The following is a 16,207-nucleotide window of genomic DNA, read 5'->3' as shown; positions in this document are numbered from 1 at the left end:
GAATGACCCCGGTCAACCGTCCCGTCGGGCGAGGGTCAGGGCGAAGTCGCCGTCGTCGTCGGTCCACGTGCGCTCGACCGTGAAGCCGGCCGCGCCCAGCTCGTCGCGCAGGCTCTCGCGGCGGAACTTCGTCGAGATCTCGACGCGGATCTCCTCGCCGTGCGCCAGGTCGAACGTCAGGTCGGCACCGGGGATGCTCACCCGCTGCGGCATGTCGGCGCGCAGCCGGAGGTCCATCCGCTCCTGACGCGGGTCCCAGAAGGGGACGTACGAGAAGGCCTCGATGTCGAAGTCGGCGCCGAGCTCGCGGTTGAGCACGCGCAGGCAGTTCGTGACGAACCGCGCCGTGACACCGCGGCTGTCGTCGTAGGCGGCGATGAGCCGGTCGGTGCTCTTGACGAGGTCGGTGCCGAGCAGGAACCAGTCACCGGACTCGAGGCTGTCGTGCAGGGCCCCGAGGAAGGCCGCCCGCTCCTCGACGTAGAAGTTGCCGATGGTCCCGCCGAGGAAGGCGACGAGCCGCCGCCCGCCTGTTGGCAGGTGCCCGAGGTGCAGCGTGAAGTCGCCGACGAGGGCCTCGACGCGCAGCGACGGGTAGCGCTCGGAGAGCATCGCCGCCGCGTCCCGCAGGGTCTGCTCGGACACGTCGACCGGGACGAAGCGCTCGAGGCTCCCGCGCGCGGCGAACGCGTCGAGCAGGGTGCGGGTCTTGTCGCTCGTGCCGCTGCCGAGCTCGACGACGGTCGTCGCGTCGCACGCGGTCACGATGTCGGCGGCGTGGTCGCGCAGGATGGCCCGCTCGCGCTCGGTCGGGTAGTACTCCGGCAGTCGCGTGATCTCGTCGAAGAGGTCGGAGCCGGCGTCGTCGTAGAGCCACTTCGGCGGCAGGGTGCGCGGCTGCGACCCGAGCCCACGGCGTACGTCGTCGACGAGCGCTCCCGACGCCCAGTCGGGGTCGAGCGCGACGGTGACGACCGGCTCGCGGGCGCTCATCGGCGCTCACCGCCGTCGGCGAGGCGGACGCCGGACAGCGCCCAGCGTGAGCCCGGCGGGAAGAAGTTGCGGTAGGTCGCCCGGGCATGACCGGGCGGGGTCAGGGCACACCCGCCACGCAGCACCATCTGGCCCGACATGAACTTGCCGTTGTACTCGCCGATGGCGCCGGCCGGCGCGTGGTAGCCGGGGTAGGCGAGGTAGGCCGAGCTCGTCCACTCCCAGCAGTCGCCGTAGACCTGGCGCAGGTGGCCGGTGCTCGGACCGGCCGCGCGCGGGTGGAACGTCTCGGTGTCGGCGAGGTTGGCGCCGGTGGCCGGCGGCTCGGACTGGCCGTCGGCGACGACGGCGTGCTCCCACTCGGCCTCGGTGGGGAGCCGCTTGCCCGCCCACGTGGCGTACGCGTCGGCCTCGTAGTGGCTGACGTGGCTGACCGGGAGCCCCGGGTCGACGGGCCGGGTGCCGCTCAGCGTGTGCTCGAACCACACCCCGTCGACCTCGGACCAGTAGAAGGGCGCCCGCCAGCCCTCGGCGCGCACCTTCCCCCAGCCGTCGGAGAGCCAGAGCTCGTGGCGCTCGTAGCCGCGGTCGGCCGTGAACTCGAGCCACTCGCCGTTGGTGACGAGGCGGTCGGCGAGGCGGTACGGCTCGAGCCACTGCTGGTGCAGCGGCAGCTCGTTGTCGAAGCTGAACCCGCCGCCACGGTGACCCACCTCGACGAGGCCGCCCTCGACGTCGACCCAGCCCCACGGGTCGGGAGCCGACGGCGCGAGGGGGCTGCCGGCATACGTCGGCTGGAGGGGGTTGACCGACAGGACGTGCTTGATGTCCATGAGGAGCAGCTCCTGGTGCTGCTGCTCGTGGTGGAAGCCGAGCTCGATGGTGGACGTGAGCTTCTCGAGCGAACCGCCGTCGAGGGTCGTGACGAGATCGCGCATCCGCGAGTCGACGTCGGCGCGGTAGAGCCCGACGTCGTGGGCGCCCGGGCGGGTGACGAATCCTCGCTCGGCGCGGGCATGGCGGGGCCCGACGCCTTCGTAGTAGCTGTTGAAGAGGAACCAGTAGCGGTCCTGGTAGGGCTTGAACGACGGCTCGTGGTCGGCGAGCACGAACGTCTCGAAGAACCACGTGACGTGCGCGCGGTGCCACTTCGTCGGCGACACGTCGGGCATCGTCTGGACGGTCTGGTCCTCGGGGGACAGCGGGGCGGCGAGCGTCTCGGTGTGGGCTCGCACCTCGTCGTAGCGGGCGACGAGCGTGTCGGCGTCCCAGGTCGGGTCGGGCATGGGTGACCTCCTCCGTCGGCCGCTGGTGCACCGTGCACAGCGGACCGGTGCATCGACCCTAGGCACACCCGGTGACAGTCGCTCGTCCGACCAGCGGTCCGTAAGGAGCTGTTCACCCTTTCGACGGTCCCGACCGTCCGCACGGTGCGCCGCCGCCGGCTGCTCGGTCGGCGTTCCCGGCGTCGGTCGTGGCCGTTAGGGTTTCGGGCATGGCCACCGCCCTGTACCGCCGCTACCGGCCCGAGAGCTTCGCCGACGTCATCGGCCAGGAGCACGTGACGGAGCCGCTCATGCAGGCGCTGCGCACGGGTCGGGTCAACCACGCCTACCTCTTCAGCGGCCCGCGCGGCTGCGGCAAGACGACGAGCGCGCGCATCCTCGCGCGCTGCCTCAACTGCGAGCAGGGCCCGACGCCGATCCCGTGCGGGACGTGCGACTCGTGCGTGGCGCTCGCGCGCGGCGGCTCCGGCTCGGTCGACGTCATCGAGATCGACGCCGCGAGCCACGGTGGTGTCGACGACGCCCGCGACCTGCGCGAGCGGGCGAGCTACGGCCCGGCGCAGAGCCGCTTCAAGATCTACATCATCGACGAGGCGCACATGGTGACGCCGCAGGGCTTCAACGCGCTGCTCAAGATCGTCGAGGAGCCGCCGGAGCACGTGAAGTTCGTCTTCGCGACGACCGAGCCCGAGAAGGTCATCGGCACGATCCGCTCGCGCACCCACCACTACCCCTTCCGCCTCGTCCCGCCGGCCAAGCTGTCGACGTACATGGAGCGGCTGCTCGAGTCCGAGCACGTCGCGGTGCAGCCGGGCGTGCTCAGCTTCGTCACGCGCGCCGGCGGGGGCTCGGTGCGCGACTCGCTGTCGGTCCTCGACCAGCTCATCGCCGGCTCGGGTCCCGAGGGGCTCACCTACGACGGCGCCGTGTCGCTGCTCGGCTTCACCGACGGCGAGCTGCTCGACAGCACCGTCGACGCGATGGCCGCTGGTGACGGCGCCGCGACCTTCCGCCAGATCGACCGGGTCATCGAGTCGGGCCACGACCCGCGACGCTTCGTCGAGGACCTCCTCGAACGGCTGCGCGACCTCATCATCGTCGCGGCGATCCCCGAGGGCGTCTCGCAGGTGCTGCGCGGCGTCCCCGAGGACCAGCTCGAGCGCATGCGGGTGCAGCAGGCGGCGTTCGGCCCGGGCGCGCTGTCGCGGGCGGCCGACATCGTCAACACCGGCCTGACCGAGATGACCGGTGCCACCGCGCCCCGGCTCCAGCTCGAGCTCATCTGTGCCCGTATCCTCCTCCCGGCCGCCTCCGGCGAGCAGGGGTATGCCGCCCGCCTCGACCGTCTCGAGCGGCGCCTCGACGTCGGCGGGGTCCCGACCGCCGCCCGTGCCGACGTCCCGCCCGTGGGGGCGCCGATGAGCGCGCCTCCCGCCCCGCCGTCAGCTCCGGCCCCGTCCGGCCCGTCGGCCTCGGGGACCTCGGCCGTGTCCGCGCCGCCGCGCACCGTCTCCGACTACACGCCTCCGCCGGGCGGCGGCGGGTCAGGCGCCTCGCACGCCGCCGGTGGCATGGGCGGGGGTGGTCGCAGCACCGGCATCGACACCCCCGGCGCGGCTGCTGCCGCGACTGCTGGTCCGTCGGGTCCGGGTGATGCGGGCCGCGTCGACGCCACCCGGGCCGAGGTCGGCTCCCCGCCGGTCATGACGCCGGACGAGTCCGTCGGCGCCCCGTCGTCCGTCGACCAGTCGCACACCGGGGGCCAACACCTCGCCGGTGCCTCCGACGAGGCTCGGTCCGCGGCCACGGCCGCGCCGTCGCCGTCCGCCCCCGCGTCGCATCCGGCGGGCAGGGCGTCCACCGGCACCGACGACGCCGGCGCCGAGGGCGCTCCTGCCGGTGGCATGGACACCGATGCCATCCGCCGGGCCTGGCCCAACGTGCTCGGTCGCATCTTCACGATGCGTCGCATCACCTGGACCTTCGTGTCCCAGAACGCCCAGGTCACGGCCTTCGACGGCAAGAAGCTCACCCTCGGCATCGCGACGGCCGGCCTGACGCAGACCTTCCGCGCCGGCAACCACGCCGACATCGTCCGACAGGCCCTCATCGACGAGCTCGGCGTCGACGCCATCGTCGACGGCATCCACGTCGACGCGGTCTCGCAGCAGGCCCCCGTCGCGCCGCCGCCGGGAGTGGTCCCGCCCGGGCTGCCGGACCCTCCCAGCAAGGGTGCGCCCGGTGGTCCGGACGTCGGTCAGCCATCGGGCCAGCAGGGTGATGGCGGCGCAGGCCGCCAGTCGTGGGGTGATGCCGGCGCGGGGCATGAGTCCGCCGGCTCCCGAGACAGCGCTCCGGGCGGGGCCGGCGGATCCGGTGGATCGTCCCCGAGCGCAGGAGGCGGCGCGTCAACCACCGGTTCGCGCGGCGCGACCGCCCTCGCCGATGCCGGGCTGAGCCCGGTCTCCGGCCGCTCGCTCGAGGACAACGCCGGCTGGGGCTCGGCGACCGGGCCCGCCCCCGACTGGGCCACCGCCCCCGCCGGGGAGTCGCCGGCGTCCGGTGCGTCGGGTGCGTCGGGTGCGTCGGGTGCGGTTGGTCAGCCGGTAGCGTCCGCCGCGGGGGACACAGACCCGGCAGCCGCGGGGGCGTCCGGCGGGGGAGACGTGCCCACCGACTCCGCCGTGCGCGGGGCGAGTGCCGTCCGGCAGTCGTTCGCCCAGGCCCGGTCGCGCGCCGGAGGCTCTCGCCCCACCGACGACGACCCGCCGCGCCAGCCGGTCACCGACGACTCGGCGGTCAGCGACGACGACGAGGACATCGAGCAGTCCGGGGACGTCGGGCGCTCCGTCATCGAGAAGGTGCTCGGCGGTCGGGTCGTCCAGGAGCTCGAGAACTGACCCAGCCCGCCCTGTCCCACGCCGGTCCCCTCGGCCGGGGACGCCTGCGGCAGCTGCTGACTCGGGGTTAGGAGAATGTTCATTCACCCGTGGGCGTACGCCTCCCGGGAGTAGCGTCGCAAGGTGACCTTCGAGGTTGCGGCGGACGCCTACAACCGCTTCATGGGGCGTTACTCGGGGCCGCTCGCCACACGATTTGCCGACTGGTCCGGTGTGGCCGGACCGGGTCGGGCCATCGACGTGGGCTGTGGGACCGGCGCCCTGACCCGAGTCCTCATCGACCGGCTGGGCGTCGACGGGGTCTCGGCGGTCGACCCGTCGCAACAGCTGCTCGCCGCCCTGCGCCAGTCGTTCCCGACGCTCGACGTGCAGACCGGAACGGCCGAGGCGCTGCCCTTTCCCGACGACCTCTTCGACCACGCGCTCGCCCAGCTCGTCGTCAGCTTCATGGCCGATCCGGTGCTCGGCCTGCACGAGATGGCCCGGGTCACGCGGCCGGGCGGGACCGTCTCGGCGTGCGTGTGGGACCTCGCCGGTGGGGGAGCGCCGCTCACCGTCTTCTGGCAGGCGGCCCGCGACCTCGACCCCGGCGTCGACGACGAGTCGGGGATGAGCGGGGTCCGCGAGGGCGAGCTGGCCCACTTCTGCGACCAGGCCGGTCTCAACCAGATCGAGGACACCGCGCTCACGGTCACCGTGCGGCACCCGACCTTCGAGGACTGGTGGGACCCCTACACGCTCGGCGTCGGTCCGGCGGGGGCGCACGTGCAGAGCCTCGACGAGGTCGGACGCGTCCGCCTGCGCGAGCACTGCCGCGAGCTGCTGCCCGCGCCGCCCTTCTACATCATGGCCACCGCTTGGGCCGTTCGCGCCCACGCCTGACGCGTCTGCGCCCGACGTGCTCGGGCCCGCCACCCGGCATACCAAGGGGTGAACACCGGGCCGTCGCGACGCACGCCCCACACCGGACGGCCGCTGGACGGCCCTAGGCTGTGGCCCATGTTCTACAGCCTCGGGCGCAACCTCCTGTACCCGCTGTCCCATGCGCTGTACCGGCCCACCATCGAGGGCAAGGAGAACATCCCGCGCGAAGGCGGCGTGGTCGTGGCAAGCAACCACCGGTCGTTCATCGACTCCTTCGCCATCCCGCTCGCCTCGCCGCGGCAGGTGCGCTTCCTCGCCAAGGAGGAGTACTGGACGGGCACGGGCGTCGGCGGCTTCGTGCGCAAGGGCTTCTTCAGCGCCGTCGGGATGGTGCCGGTCAACCGGCACTCGCCGACCGCCGCGCAGGAGAGCCTCGACGCGGCACTCGAGGTGCTCAAGGCGGGCGACGCGTTCGGCATCTACCCGGAGGGCACGCGCTCGCGGGACGGCCGGCTCTACCGCGGGCGTACGGGCGTGGCGTGGCTCGCGCTCACCGCGCAGGTCCCCGTCGTGCCGGTCGGGCTCATCGGGACCGAGGACATCCAGCCCGTCGGGGCGAGCTTCCCGCGGCTCGCGAAGGTCACGGTGCGCTTCGGTGAGCCGATCGGGGTCGAGGAGTACGCCGGCATGCCCGCAGGCAAGGCGCGGCGCCTGCTGACCGACCGGGTCATGGAGGCCATCGCGGAGCTGAGTGGCCAGGAGCGCGTCGACACGTACAACGAGGTGCCGGGCGGCGAGCCCGCCATCTGAGGGTGGGCGTTGCAGATGCGACCCAGTCGCATCTAGCGTGGGGCCGTGACCCTGACGTCCCCCCGCCCGAGCTCGGGCCCGCGCTCGGGCTCGGCTGTGCGCCGGCGGCTCTCCCGGGACGAGCGACGCAGCCTCGTCGGGATGGCGGCCTTCGTGGCCCTGCTGCACGTCGTCGGCTGGGGACTGCTCGTCCTCGTCGTGGCCCCGGCGGAGTACCGCGTCGCCGGCCAGCTCTTCGGCGTCGGGCTCGGCGTCACGGCCTACACCCTCGGGATGCGCCACGCCTTCGACGCCGACCACATCGCCGCCATCGACAACACGACTCGCAAGCTGCTCGCCGACGGCAGGCAGGCGATGAGCGTCGGCTTCTGGTTCAGCCTCGGACACTCGTCGGTCGTCTTCGTCATGGTCATGCTCGTGGCCCTCGGCATCCGGGCCCTCGCCGGCGCCCTCGAGGACGACGGCTCGGCGCTGCAACAGGCGACCGGCGTCTGGGGCACGACGGTCTCGGGCGTCTTCCTCGTCCTCATCGGTCTCATCAACCTCGCGGCGCTCGTCGGCATCCTCAAGGTCTTCCGCCGGATGCGCTCGGGGCACTACGACGAGGCCGAGCTCGAGCGGCAGCTCGACAAGCGCGGCTTCCTCAACCGCATCCTCGGGCGCGTCACGCGGGCCGTGCGCAAGCCGTGGCACATGTTCCCGGTCGGGCTGCTCTTCGGCCTCGGCTTCGACACGGTGACCGAGGTGGGGCTGCTCGTCATCGCCGGCGGCGCCGCCGCGGCCGCCCTGCCCTGGTATGCCGTCCTCACCCTTCCCGTGCTCTTCGCCGCGGGCATGTCCCTCCTCGACAGCCTCGACGGGTCGTTCATGAGCGTCGCCTACGGCTGGGCGTTCAACCGGCCGGTGCGCAAGATCTTCTACAACATCACCGTCACGTCGCTGTCGGTGGCCGTCGCCCTCCTCATCGGCGTCATCGAGCTCGTCGGGCTGCTCGCCGACAAGCTCGACGTCACGTCGGGACCGGTCGCGTGGGTCGGTTCGATCGACCTCGGCGACGTCGGCTTCTGGATCGTCGGGCTCTTCGTCCTCACCTGGGCCGTGGCGCTCGCCGTGTGGCGGCTCGGGCGCATCGAGGAGCGGTGGTCGGCGACGCTCGCCGACTGATCGTGGCGCGAGCCGCGCACGGTCAGGTGCGGGCGGCCTCGAACGCGCCGCGGAAGTGCGGCAGGGCCGCCTCGACCGACTCGGCCGTCGCGGTGTCGCCCCGGCCGAGTGGCACGACCCGTTCGAGCGAGGCCGCGGCCGCTGCCTGTGCCGCGACCTCGCTCTGCTTGTAGGCGACCCACAGCGCGTCGCGGGGCACCGCGGCCTCGCGGAGGGCATCGACGTAGGCCGGCACCTGCAGCTCGTGGGGGTCGCCGAACGTGAAGTCGAGCACTCCGGGCTCGAGCCGGCGCTCGGCGTACCCGGAGTGCATCCGGAAGCAGAACATCGTCCGGAAGGGCATGGCGCCCTGGATGCGTTCGCTGCGCCGGGACACCGTCCGGTCGTCCATCTGGTCACCCACTCCGACACCCCGCTCGACCCGTCGCCCCTGACTCTGCTTCACCACGCTAGTCCGGTGCGGCGGTGCGCAGCAGGTGATTGCGGGGCTTAGTGTTGCGGTGTGTACGAAGGCGCGGTGCAGGACCTGATCGACGAGCTCGGACGACTCCCCGGAGTCGGTCCCAAGAGCGCCCAGCGCATCGCGTTCCACCTGCTCCAGACCGACTCCGACGACGTGACGCGGCTCGTCACGGCGCTCACCGAGGTCAAGGCCCGGGTCCGCTTCTGCGAGCAGTGCGGCAACGTCGCCGAGGCAGAGCGGTGCCGCATCTGCGCCGACCCGCGCCGCGACCAGACGGCGATCTGTGTCGTCGAGGAGCCCAAGGACGTCGTCGCCATCGAGCGCACCCGTGAGTTCCGTGGCACCTACCACGTGCTCGGCGGCGCGATCAGCCCCATCGACGGCATCGGTCCCGACGACCTGCGGGTGCGCGAGCTCATGGTGCGCCTCGCCTCCGGTGAGGTGCAGGAGGTCATCATCGCGACCGACCCCAACCTCGAGGGCGAGGCCACGGCCACCTACCTCAGCCGGCTGCTGCGTGACGTCGGCCTCACCGTGACGCGTCTCGCGTCGGGCCTGCCCGTCGGCGGTGACCTCGAGTACGCCGACGAGGTGACCCTCGGGCGGGCCTTCGAGGGCCGCCGCCGCGTCGACGCCTGACCTCCCACGGGTCGGTGGGCCAGGCCCACCGCGGACGTATGCCGTCCAGCCACCCTCCCGTCGAGTGAGCGCTCCGCAACACTCGAGTGAGCGCTTCGCAACACGGACGCGTGGTGGCTGGTGCTGGGCGCTCACTCGAGTGGGACTGGGCGCTCACTCGAGTGGGTGAGGGTGAGGGGGCTGGCGTGCGGACGGCTCCGGACAGCTCCGGGTGCGCTCCGGGCGCGACTGGGCGACACGGCATACGGCATGCTGGGGGCCATGACTGACGAGCCGCTGGACGAGGGCCACCCGGGCGAGATCGACGACCTGTCGGGTCTCGCCGACCTGACCGCCGCGGAGGCGAGCGCCTTCCTCACGTCCGTCACGGAGGTGGCGTCGGGCAGCTCCCCCGAGACGGCGCTGCCGCTGCTGACCCTCGCCCTGTCGCAGGTGCTCGTCGCCGGGGCACGACTCGGCGCCATCCAGGACGTCGTGCCCGAGGAGCGCTTCGAGCCGGATGCGGCCGACGACGACTCGGACCCGCTGCGCACGGGCCTCGCCAACGTCTTCGTCGGCATCGACGACTACGTCTACGTCATCGACCCGATCACCTCCTCCGACCGCGCCGACGGGTCGATCACCAACGACCTCGTCGACGTGGCCGTGTCGCTGAGCCATGGGCTCAAGCACTACGCCGCCGGTCGGAGGCTCGAGGCGCTGTGGTGGTGGCAGTTCGGCTACCTGTCCAACTGGGGCGACCGGGGGATGATGGCGCTCCGGTCACTCCACTCGATCCTCGCGCACCTGCGGCTCGACGCCGACGAGGAGGCCGTGGGCGAGGCGGAGTTCGACGCGCTGCACCCGTAGCCCGCGCAAGAACGTTCGGCGCACGGGACGAATCGGCGCACATCTCACCATCGCGACGTCCCGGTGGACGTCCTGCGAGCCCGCCTAGACTCGGAGCCGCCGCAGACCACCGAGGAGATCCGGAGCCAGTGTGAGCATCGTCGTCCAGAAGTACGGCGGGTCGTCCGTTGCCGATGCCGAGGCCATCAAGCGGGTGGCCCGGCGCATCGTCGAGACGCAGCGCGCGGGCCACTCGGTCTGCGTCGTCGTCTCCGCGATGGGTGACACGACCGACGAGCTGATGGATCTCGCCGAGCAGGTCACGCCGGCCCCGCCGGCCCGCGAGCTCGACATGCTGCTCACGTCGGGCGAGCGGATCTCGATGGCGCTCGTCGCGATGGCCATCGCCCAGCTCGGCGCCGAGGCGCGCTCCTTCACCGGCAGCCAGGCGGGCGTCATCACCGACGACGCCCACGGCGCCGCCCGCATCATCGACGTGACGCCGGGCCGCATCCAGAGCGCGCTCGACGCCGGTCACATCGCGATCGTCGCCGGCTTCCAGGGCGTCAGCCAGACGACGAAGGACATCACGACCCTCGGCCGCGGCGGCTCCGACACGACCGCCGTCGCGCTCGCCGCGGCGCTCGGCGCCGACGTCTGCGAGATCTACACCGACGTCGACGGCGTCTTCACCGCCGACCCGCGCGTGCTGCCCAACGCCCGCAAGCTCGACGTCCTCTCGATGGAGGAGATGCTCGACCTCGCCGCCAACGGCAGCAAGATCCTGCACCTGCGGTGCGTCGAGTACGCCCGCCGCTACGGCATCCCGATCCACGTCCGCTCGTCGTGGTCGCGAAAGCCCGGCACGTGGATCAAGGACAACCCCTACGAAGGAGAAGGCGCCGTGGAGGCACCGATCATCGCCGGCATCGCCCACGACCGCAGCGAGGCCAAGATCACGATCGTCGGCGTGCCCGACCGGGTCGGCATCGCCGCCAAGATCTTCGGGGCCATCGCCGAGGCCGGCCTCAACATCGACATGATCGTGCAGAACGTGTCGGCCGCCGAGACGGCCAAGACCGACATCTCCTTCACGCTGCCCAAGGCCGACGGCCCCAAGGCGATGTCGGTGCTCCAGTCGATCAAGCACGAGGTCGAGTACGCCGACCTCCGTTTCGACGACGGCGTCGGCAAGATCGCCCTCGTCGGGGCCGGCATGAAAAGCCACCCCGGCGTCTCGGCGAAGTTCTTCGGCGCGCTCGCCGAGGCCGGCATCAACATCGAGATGATCTCGACGTCCGAGATCCGCGTCTCGGCCGTGACCCGCGCCGAGGACCTCGACGACGCCGTCCGCGCCGTGCACACCGCCTTCGGTCTCGACTCGACCGAGGACGCCATCGTCTACGGCGGCACCGGCCGCTGAGCGCGCCGACCGGCCCGATCGCGGCTAGTTTCGGGAGGCATGAGACTCCCGACGCGATCCGTCCTGCTCGCAGCCGCCACCACCGCGCTCGTCGCCACGACCTCGAGTGCGTATGCCGTGTCGCCCGGTGCCGTGGGACGTGACGCTCCCGCGAGGGCCGGGGTGACGGCATACGGCTGGACGGTCACGCCGACCGGGACGACCGAGCGCTTCCGCGGCCTCGCGCCCGTCTCACGCGACGTGGCGTGGGTGAGCGGGACGAAGGGCACCGTGCTGCGGACGACCGACGGCGGCCGCACGTGGGGCGACGTCAGCCCGCAGGGGCTCGGCACCGCAGCGCTGGAGTTCCGCGACATCGAGGCCTTCGACGCGCGGCACGCCGTCATCCTCTCGATCGGGGAGGGGGAGGACTCGCGCATCCTCGTCACCGACGACGGTGGCGCGACCTGGACCGAGAGCTTCCGCAACACCGACCCGGCCGCCTTCTACGACTGCATGGCGTTCAGCTCGCCGCGGCGCGGGCTCGCGATGAGCGACCCGGTCGACGGGAGGTTCCGGCTCGTCCAGACCTCCGACGGCGGCCGCTCGTGGACCCCCGTCGACCCGGCCGGGATGCCGGCCGCCCAGGCGGGCGAGTTCGCCTTCGCGGCGTCGGGCACCTGCCTCTCGTCGGGTGTCGGCGGTCGCACCTACCTCGTGAGCGGTGGTGTCGACCCGGCCCGCGTCTTCACCTCGACCGACCATGGCCGCACGTGGACCGTCGCCGACAGTCCCGTCGCCGGTGGTGCGTCCGCCGGCATCTTCTCGGTGACCTTCCGGGACGCCCGGCGCGGCGTCATCGTCGGCGGCGACTTCGCGGCTCCGACCGGCGCGGTCGACAACGCCGCGTGGACCGCCGACGGCGGGCGCTCGTGGACGAAGTCGACGACCAACCCGTCGGGCTACCGGTCCGGGTCGGCCTGGGTGCCGCGGACGGCGCGCACGGTGCTGGCCGTGGGCCCGTCGGGGTCCGACGTCTCGACCGACGGCGGCCGCACGTGGTCGACGTTCGACACCGGGAGCTTCGACTCCGTCGAGTGCACGCACGACGGCGCCTGCTGGGCGTCCGGCGAGCAGGGCCGGGTCGGCGTCCTCACCCGCTGACGGAGCGCGCCGGCCATCGCCTGACTCTCGTCGGGAAGGTCCGGCGGCCCGGGCGGCGCCGAAAGGCACAGGTTCGCCTCAGCGAGCCGTGGGTATGGTCGAAGAGGTAGCACGACAACCACCTACTCGGGGCGATAGGTAATGACTGACGTGACCCCTCACGAATCACATCTGCAGAGCGACGGCTCGGTCTTCCCGCCCGTCACGCCCGATCCCCCTCTGCCGCCCGGTCAGGCGGAGATCAAGGTGCCCGACATGGTGCCGGTCGCCTCCCCGGACGGTCCCGACACCGAGGCGTCGACCCGCGAGACCACGGACGCGACGTCCGAGGTCGGGGGCGTGCGCCCCGACCCTGCTGACTGAGCACCACCCGTCCGCCCACCACGCCGAGCCGCGCAGCACCGCGGCGCGGTGCGGTGGGGGTGCGGTTGGGGCTCGACCCGGTGCGGGTATCTCAACGGTGTGAGACTGCGCCGGAGCACCATCGACAAGCCCGGGATCCGTCGCGTGCGGCGGGGCAAGGGCTTCAGCTACGTCGACGCCGACGGCAGGGCCGTCGATGCCGAGACGCGTGAACGGGTCATCGCACTCGTCATCCCGCCGGCCTGGCAGGACGTCTGGATCAGCCCGCACCCGAACGGCCACATCCAGGCCGTCGGCACCGACGACGCGGGGCGGCGTCAGTACCTCTACCACGACGCCTGGCACGAGGCGCGCGGCCGCGAGAAGCACGACCGCGTCATCGTGCTGGCCCGCAAGCTGCCGGCCGCCCGCAAGCAGATCGCGGCCGACCTGCGCACCAACGGCCTGACGCGGAAGCGCGTCACCGCCGCCGGCCTGCGGATGCTCGACGCCGGGCTCTTCCGCAGCGGCGGAGAGGAGTACGAGGCCGAGCACGGCTCGCACGGCGTCGCGACGCTGCTCCGCTCCCACGTCACGGTGAGCGGTGAGGACGTCACCTTCGAGTTCCCGGCGAAGTCGGGCGTCACCCGCGAGGCCGTCATGACCGACCAGCTGTTGGCGCGGATCGTGTTGTCCCTCAAGCGAAGTGGCTATCCGGGTGAGCGCCTGCTGGCCTACCGCGACACGAACGGCTGGCACGAGCTGCGCTCGAGCGACCTCAACGTCGCCTTCAAGGAGCTCGTCGGCGAGGAGTACACCGTCAAGGACCTGCGCACCTGGGCGGCCACCGTGACGGCTGCCGTCGCGCTCGCGCGGACCGGCCCCGTCGACTCCGAGCGCGAGCTCAAGCGCGCCGAGAAGGACGCGATGAAGGTCGTCTCCGAGCACCTCGGCAACACGCCCGCGGTCGCCCGCAGCTCGTACGTCGACCCCCGCGTCCTCGACGAGTACGCCGTCGGCCGCACCATCGCACGCAGCCTGTCGCGCCTGACCAAGGCCGATCGCACCCGACTCGAGCTGGGCGAGCTCGTGCGGGTGCGCGACCGCGACGCGCTCGAGCGAGCCGTCATGCGGCTCGTCAAGGGCGCGGCGTGAGGCTCCTCTGAGGCACGCCTGAAAGCACGTATGCCRTCGGGTTCCCTTCAATGCGAAGGGGACCCGACGGCATACGACCGTCTCAGGCGGTCAGAGGTCGACGACCTCGTTGTCACCCTCGATGCGCTCGCCGGTCACCTTCGCCTTGACGAAGTTGGCGATCTGCGTGACCTTGGCGCCGGGGGAGTCCCAGTACTCGGCCGAGTCGGCGCTCACCTTGATGATGATGTTGTTCGGGTTCTCCGGCCCACCCTCGAGCCAGGCTCCCGTGAAGGAGTTCCACAGCTCGGCGAGCTTGGCGCTGTCGTCGACGATGGTCGCCGTGCCGGACAGCGACACCCACGAGCTGTTCGAGCTGTAGGCGACGTTGACGCGCGCCGGGGACTGCGTGGCGATGTCGCGTGCCTTGTGGCTGTCGCGCTCGGCGACGAAGAGCACGTCGCCGTCGAACTCGACCTCCTGGGTCGCCATCGGGTGGCTCACGAGGACACCGTTGGAGTCCGCGTGCGTCAGCATCGCGATCCGGATGTCCTTGATCAGGTCGGCGACCTTCCGGGTGCCGTCGTCGTGCTCGCGCATCGCGTTCTCCTCGTCGTCGGGGTCTGTGACGCTGTCCCTGGCGACGTACCCGATGCCCTCGAGCCCTACTCGTTCCTGTCGAGGGTTGGCCGGCCGGTGGCTACGGGTCAGGCGGTGGAGGGCTCGGTCTGCGCGACGTCGGTGGACTCGTTGTCCGACGAGCCGCCGTGGGCGACGTCCTCAGCCCGCGTGTCGGGCATGAGCAGCCCGGCGGCGACCGTGACGAGAGCGACGACGAGGACGGCGAGGAAGACGGCCGTCGAGCCGGCCTGCACCGCCTCGCTCGACGCCTCGCCACCATGGGACGCGATGACGGCGTTCGCGATGGCGCCGAAGATCGCGACGCCGACGGCGCTGCCGACCGAGCGCATGAACATGTTGGTGCCCGTGACGACGGCACGCTCGTTCCACGGCACCGAGGCCTGCGCCGCGATGAGCGTCGGCGTGGCGACGAGGCCGAGGCCGAAGCCGACGACGAGGCACGACGCGGCCGTGGCGAAGACGTTCGGGGTGGCCGAGGTGAGCCACAGCGCGAGGGCGCCCACGGTCGCGACGACGAGGCCGATGAGCGCCGTCGGGCGGAAGCCGATGCGCATGTAGAGCCGACCTGACTGCGAGGCCGAGATGGGCCAGCCGATCGTGAGCGCGGCGACCGCGAGCCCCGCCACGATGGGGGTGGCGCCGGTCGAGCGCTCGAGGAAGGTCGGCACGTAGGAGGTGAGCCCGACGAGCACTGCACCGACGCCGATGCCGATGAGGCACGTCGCGACGATGAGCCGCCGGGTCAGCACCTCGAGCGGCAGGATCGGCTCGGCCGCCCGGCGCTCGATGAGACCGAAGGCGAGGAGGAGCACGCCGCCTACGGCGAAGGAGCCGATGCTCTGCCACGAGCTCCACGCCCAGGCCTGGCCGCCCTCGAGGACGGCGAGGATGAGCAGGGTCAAGGCGACCGTGAGGACGGTGGCCCCGGCGTAGTCGATGCGGTGCCGGCGACGCTCGACGGACTCGTCGTACTTGCGCCAGATCATGCCGGCGGCGAGCAGGCAGAACGGGATGTTGACGAAGAAGATCCAGCGCCACGAGGCGAACTGGGAGAAGACGCCACCGAGCGTCGGGCCGACGACGGACGACACGGCCCAGACGCTCGCGATGTAGCCCTGCGTCTTGGCCCGCTCGGCAACGGTGTAGATGTCAGCGGCGATCGTCGTCGTCATCGGCAGGACCGCACCGGCGCCGAGCCCCTGCAGTGCTCGCATGACGATGAGCGAGCCCATGTCCCAAGCGAACCCGCAGAGGATGCTGCCGACCAGGAAGAGCCCGATGCCGACGAGGATGACCGGCTTGCGCCCGACCGTGTCGGCGAGCTTGGCGTAGACGGGGACCGACACCGCCTGCGCGAGCAGGTAGACGGAGAAGAGCCACGGGAACTGGGTGAGGCCGCCGAGGTCCGCGACGATGGAGGGGACCGCCGTGGCGAGGATCGTGGAGTCGAGCGCGATGAGCGACGTCGACAGCATGAGGGCGATGAGGATGGGCCCGCGTTCCGAGCGAAATCCGAGGGTGGACGAGGTCGACACGATGCTCCTGCCGGTTGGGGCGACAAAGAGGGACAACGCAC

15 protein-coding genes are annotated in these 16,207 nt (G+C 72.0%); 10 read left to right on the top strand and 5 right to left on the bottom strand.

Translation table 11 applies throughout. The annotated features are described in order from the left end of the window. Window positions 1–12 precede the first annotated feature (12 nt). Together egtD and egtB are read right to left on the bottom strand one after the other, a co-directional pair. Window positions 13–993 carry an L-histidine N(alpha)-methyltransferase gene (gene egtD, locus AB4Y83_RS09490; RefSeq protein WP_442275710.1) on the bottom strand — a complete coding sequence of 327 codons (981 nt, stop codon included), beginning with the start codon at window positions 991–993 and terminating at the stop codon, window positions 13–15. Continuing rightward, entirely contained in the window at window positions 990–2,279 is a 1,290-nt protein-coding gene (gene egtB, locus AB4Y83_RS09485; protein WP_442296686.1) for an ergothioneine biosynthesis protein EgtB, read from the bottom strand. Before egtB ends, egtD begins: the two co-directional genes overlap by 4 nt. Before the next feature lie 209 nt (window positions 2,280–2,488). Here egtB and AB4Y83_RS09480 point away from each other — a divergent pair, with 209 nt between their 5' ends. From AB4Y83_RS09480 to AB4Y83_RS09465, 4 genes are all read left to right on the top strand, one after another. After that, complete coding sequence (locus AB4Y83_RS09480) at window positions 2,489–5,179, top strand: DNA polymerase III subunit gamma and tau (RefSeq protein WP_442296685.1); 2,691 nt, start codon at window positions 2,489–2,491, stop codon at window positions 5,177–5,179. Between the two features lie 123 nt (window positions 5,180–5,302). Continuing rightward, window positions 5,303–6,061, top strand: a complete 759-nt coding sequence (locus AB4Y83_RS09475; RefSeq protein WP_442275713.1) for a class I SAM-dependent methyltransferase — start codon at window positions 5,303–5,305, stop codon at window positions 6,059–6,061. Window positions 6,062–6,178: 117 nt separating this feature from the next. Then, entirely contained in the window at window positions 6,179–6,853 is a 675-nt protein-coding gene (locus AB4Y83_RS09470; RefSeq protein WP_056774096.1) for a lysophospholipid acyltransferase family protein, read from the top strand. 45 nt (window positions 6,854–6,898) lie between these two features. Next, window positions 6,899–8,017 (top strand): HoxN/HupN/NixA family nickel/cobalt transporter, encoded by a 1,119-nt coding sequence (locus AB4Y83_RS09465; RefSeq protein ID WP_442296684.1) that lies wholly within the window; start codon window positions 6,899–6,901, stop codon window positions 8,015–8,017. Window positions 8,018–8,039: 22 nt separating this feature from the next. Here AB4Y83_RS09465 and AB4Y83_RS09460 read toward each other — a convergent pair whose 3' ends face one another. Next, window positions 8,040–8,420, bottom strand: coding sequence for a hypothetical protein (locus tag AB4Y83_RS09460; RefSeq protein WP_442275715.1), 381 nt, complete (start codon window positions 8,418–8,420; stop codon window positions 8,040–8,042). 99 nt (window positions 8,421–8,519) lie between these two features. On the opposite strand from AB4Y83_RS09460, the gene recR reads away from it, so the two are divergent. The 6 genes from recR (at window position 8,520) to AB4Y83_RS09430 (ending at window position 14,010) form a co-directional block, all read left to right on the top strand. Further along, window positions 8,520–9,119 (top strand): recombination mediator RecR, encoded by a 600-nt coding sequence (gene recR / locus AB4Y83_RS09455; protein WP_020145767.1) that lies wholly within the window; start codon window positions 8,520–8,522, stop codon window positions 9,117–9,119. Between the two features lie 261 nt (window positions 9,120–9,380). Then, the gene (locus AB4Y83_RS09450; RefSeq protein ID WP_442275716.1) at window positions 9,381–9,968 is read left to right on the top strand and encodes a DUF5063 domain-containing protein; all 588 of its coding nucleotides are present in this window, start codon (window positions 9,381–9,383) and stop codon (window positions 9,966–9,968) included. Window positions 9,969–10,098: 130 nt separating this feature from the next. Then, on the top strand, window positions 10,099–11,370 hold the full coding sequence (locus AB4Y83_RS09445) for an aspartate kinase (RefSeq protein WP_056774091.1): 1,272 nt from the start codon (window positions 10,099–10,101) through the stop codon (window positions 11,368–11,370). Between the two features lie 39 nt (window positions 11,371–11,409). Continuing rightward, window positions 11,410–12,513 (top strand): WD40/YVTN/BNR-like repeat-containing protein, encoded by a 1,104-nt coding sequence (locus tag AB4Y83_RS09440; RefSeq protein WP_442275717.1) that lies wholly within the window; start codon window positions 11,410–11,412, stop codon window positions 12,511–12,513. Window positions 12,514–12,663: 150 nt separating this feature from the next. Next, entirely contained in the window at window positions 12,664–12,876 is a 213-nt protein-coding gene (locus tag AB4Y83_RS09435) for a hypothetical protein (RefSeq protein ID WP_442275718.1), read from the top strand. Window positions 12,877–12,975: 99 nt separating this feature from the next. Continuing rightward, window positions 12,976–14,010, top strand: coding sequence for a DNA topoisomerase IB (locus AB4Y83_RS09430; RefSeq protein ID WP_442275719.1), 1,035 nt, complete (start codon window positions 12,976–12,978; stop codon window positions 14,008–14,010). A gap of 90 nt (window positions 14,011–14,100) precedes the next feature. Here the strand turns inward: AB4Y83_RS09430 and AB4Y83_RS09425 are convergent, their stop codons facing one another. Beyond that, complete coding sequence (locus tag AB4Y83_RS09425; protein ID WP_442296683.1) at window positions 14,101–14,589, bottom strand: pyridoxamine 5'-phosphate oxidase family protein; 489 nt, start codon at window positions 14,587–14,589, stop codon at window positions 14,101–14,103. Between the two features lie 107 nt (window positions 14,590–14,696). After that, window positions 14,697–16,106 carry an MDR family MFS transporter gene (locus tag AB4Y83_RS09420; protein ID WP_442296722.1) on the bottom strand — a complete coding sequence of 470 codons (1,410 nt, stop codon included), beginning with the start codon at window positions 16,104–16,106 and terminating at the stop codon, window positions 14,697–14,699. Window positions 16,107–16,207 lie beyond the last annotated feature (101 nt).

Origin of the sequence: Terrabacter sp. RAF57, assembly GCF_052113925.1 — a bacterium.
Lineage (GTDB): Bacteria > Actinomycetota > Actinomycetes > Actinomycetales > Dermatophilaceae > Terrabacter.
The sequence above is the reverse complement of the archived record's forward strand: the minus strand, read 5'-3'. Positions and strand labels throughout refer to the sequence as shown.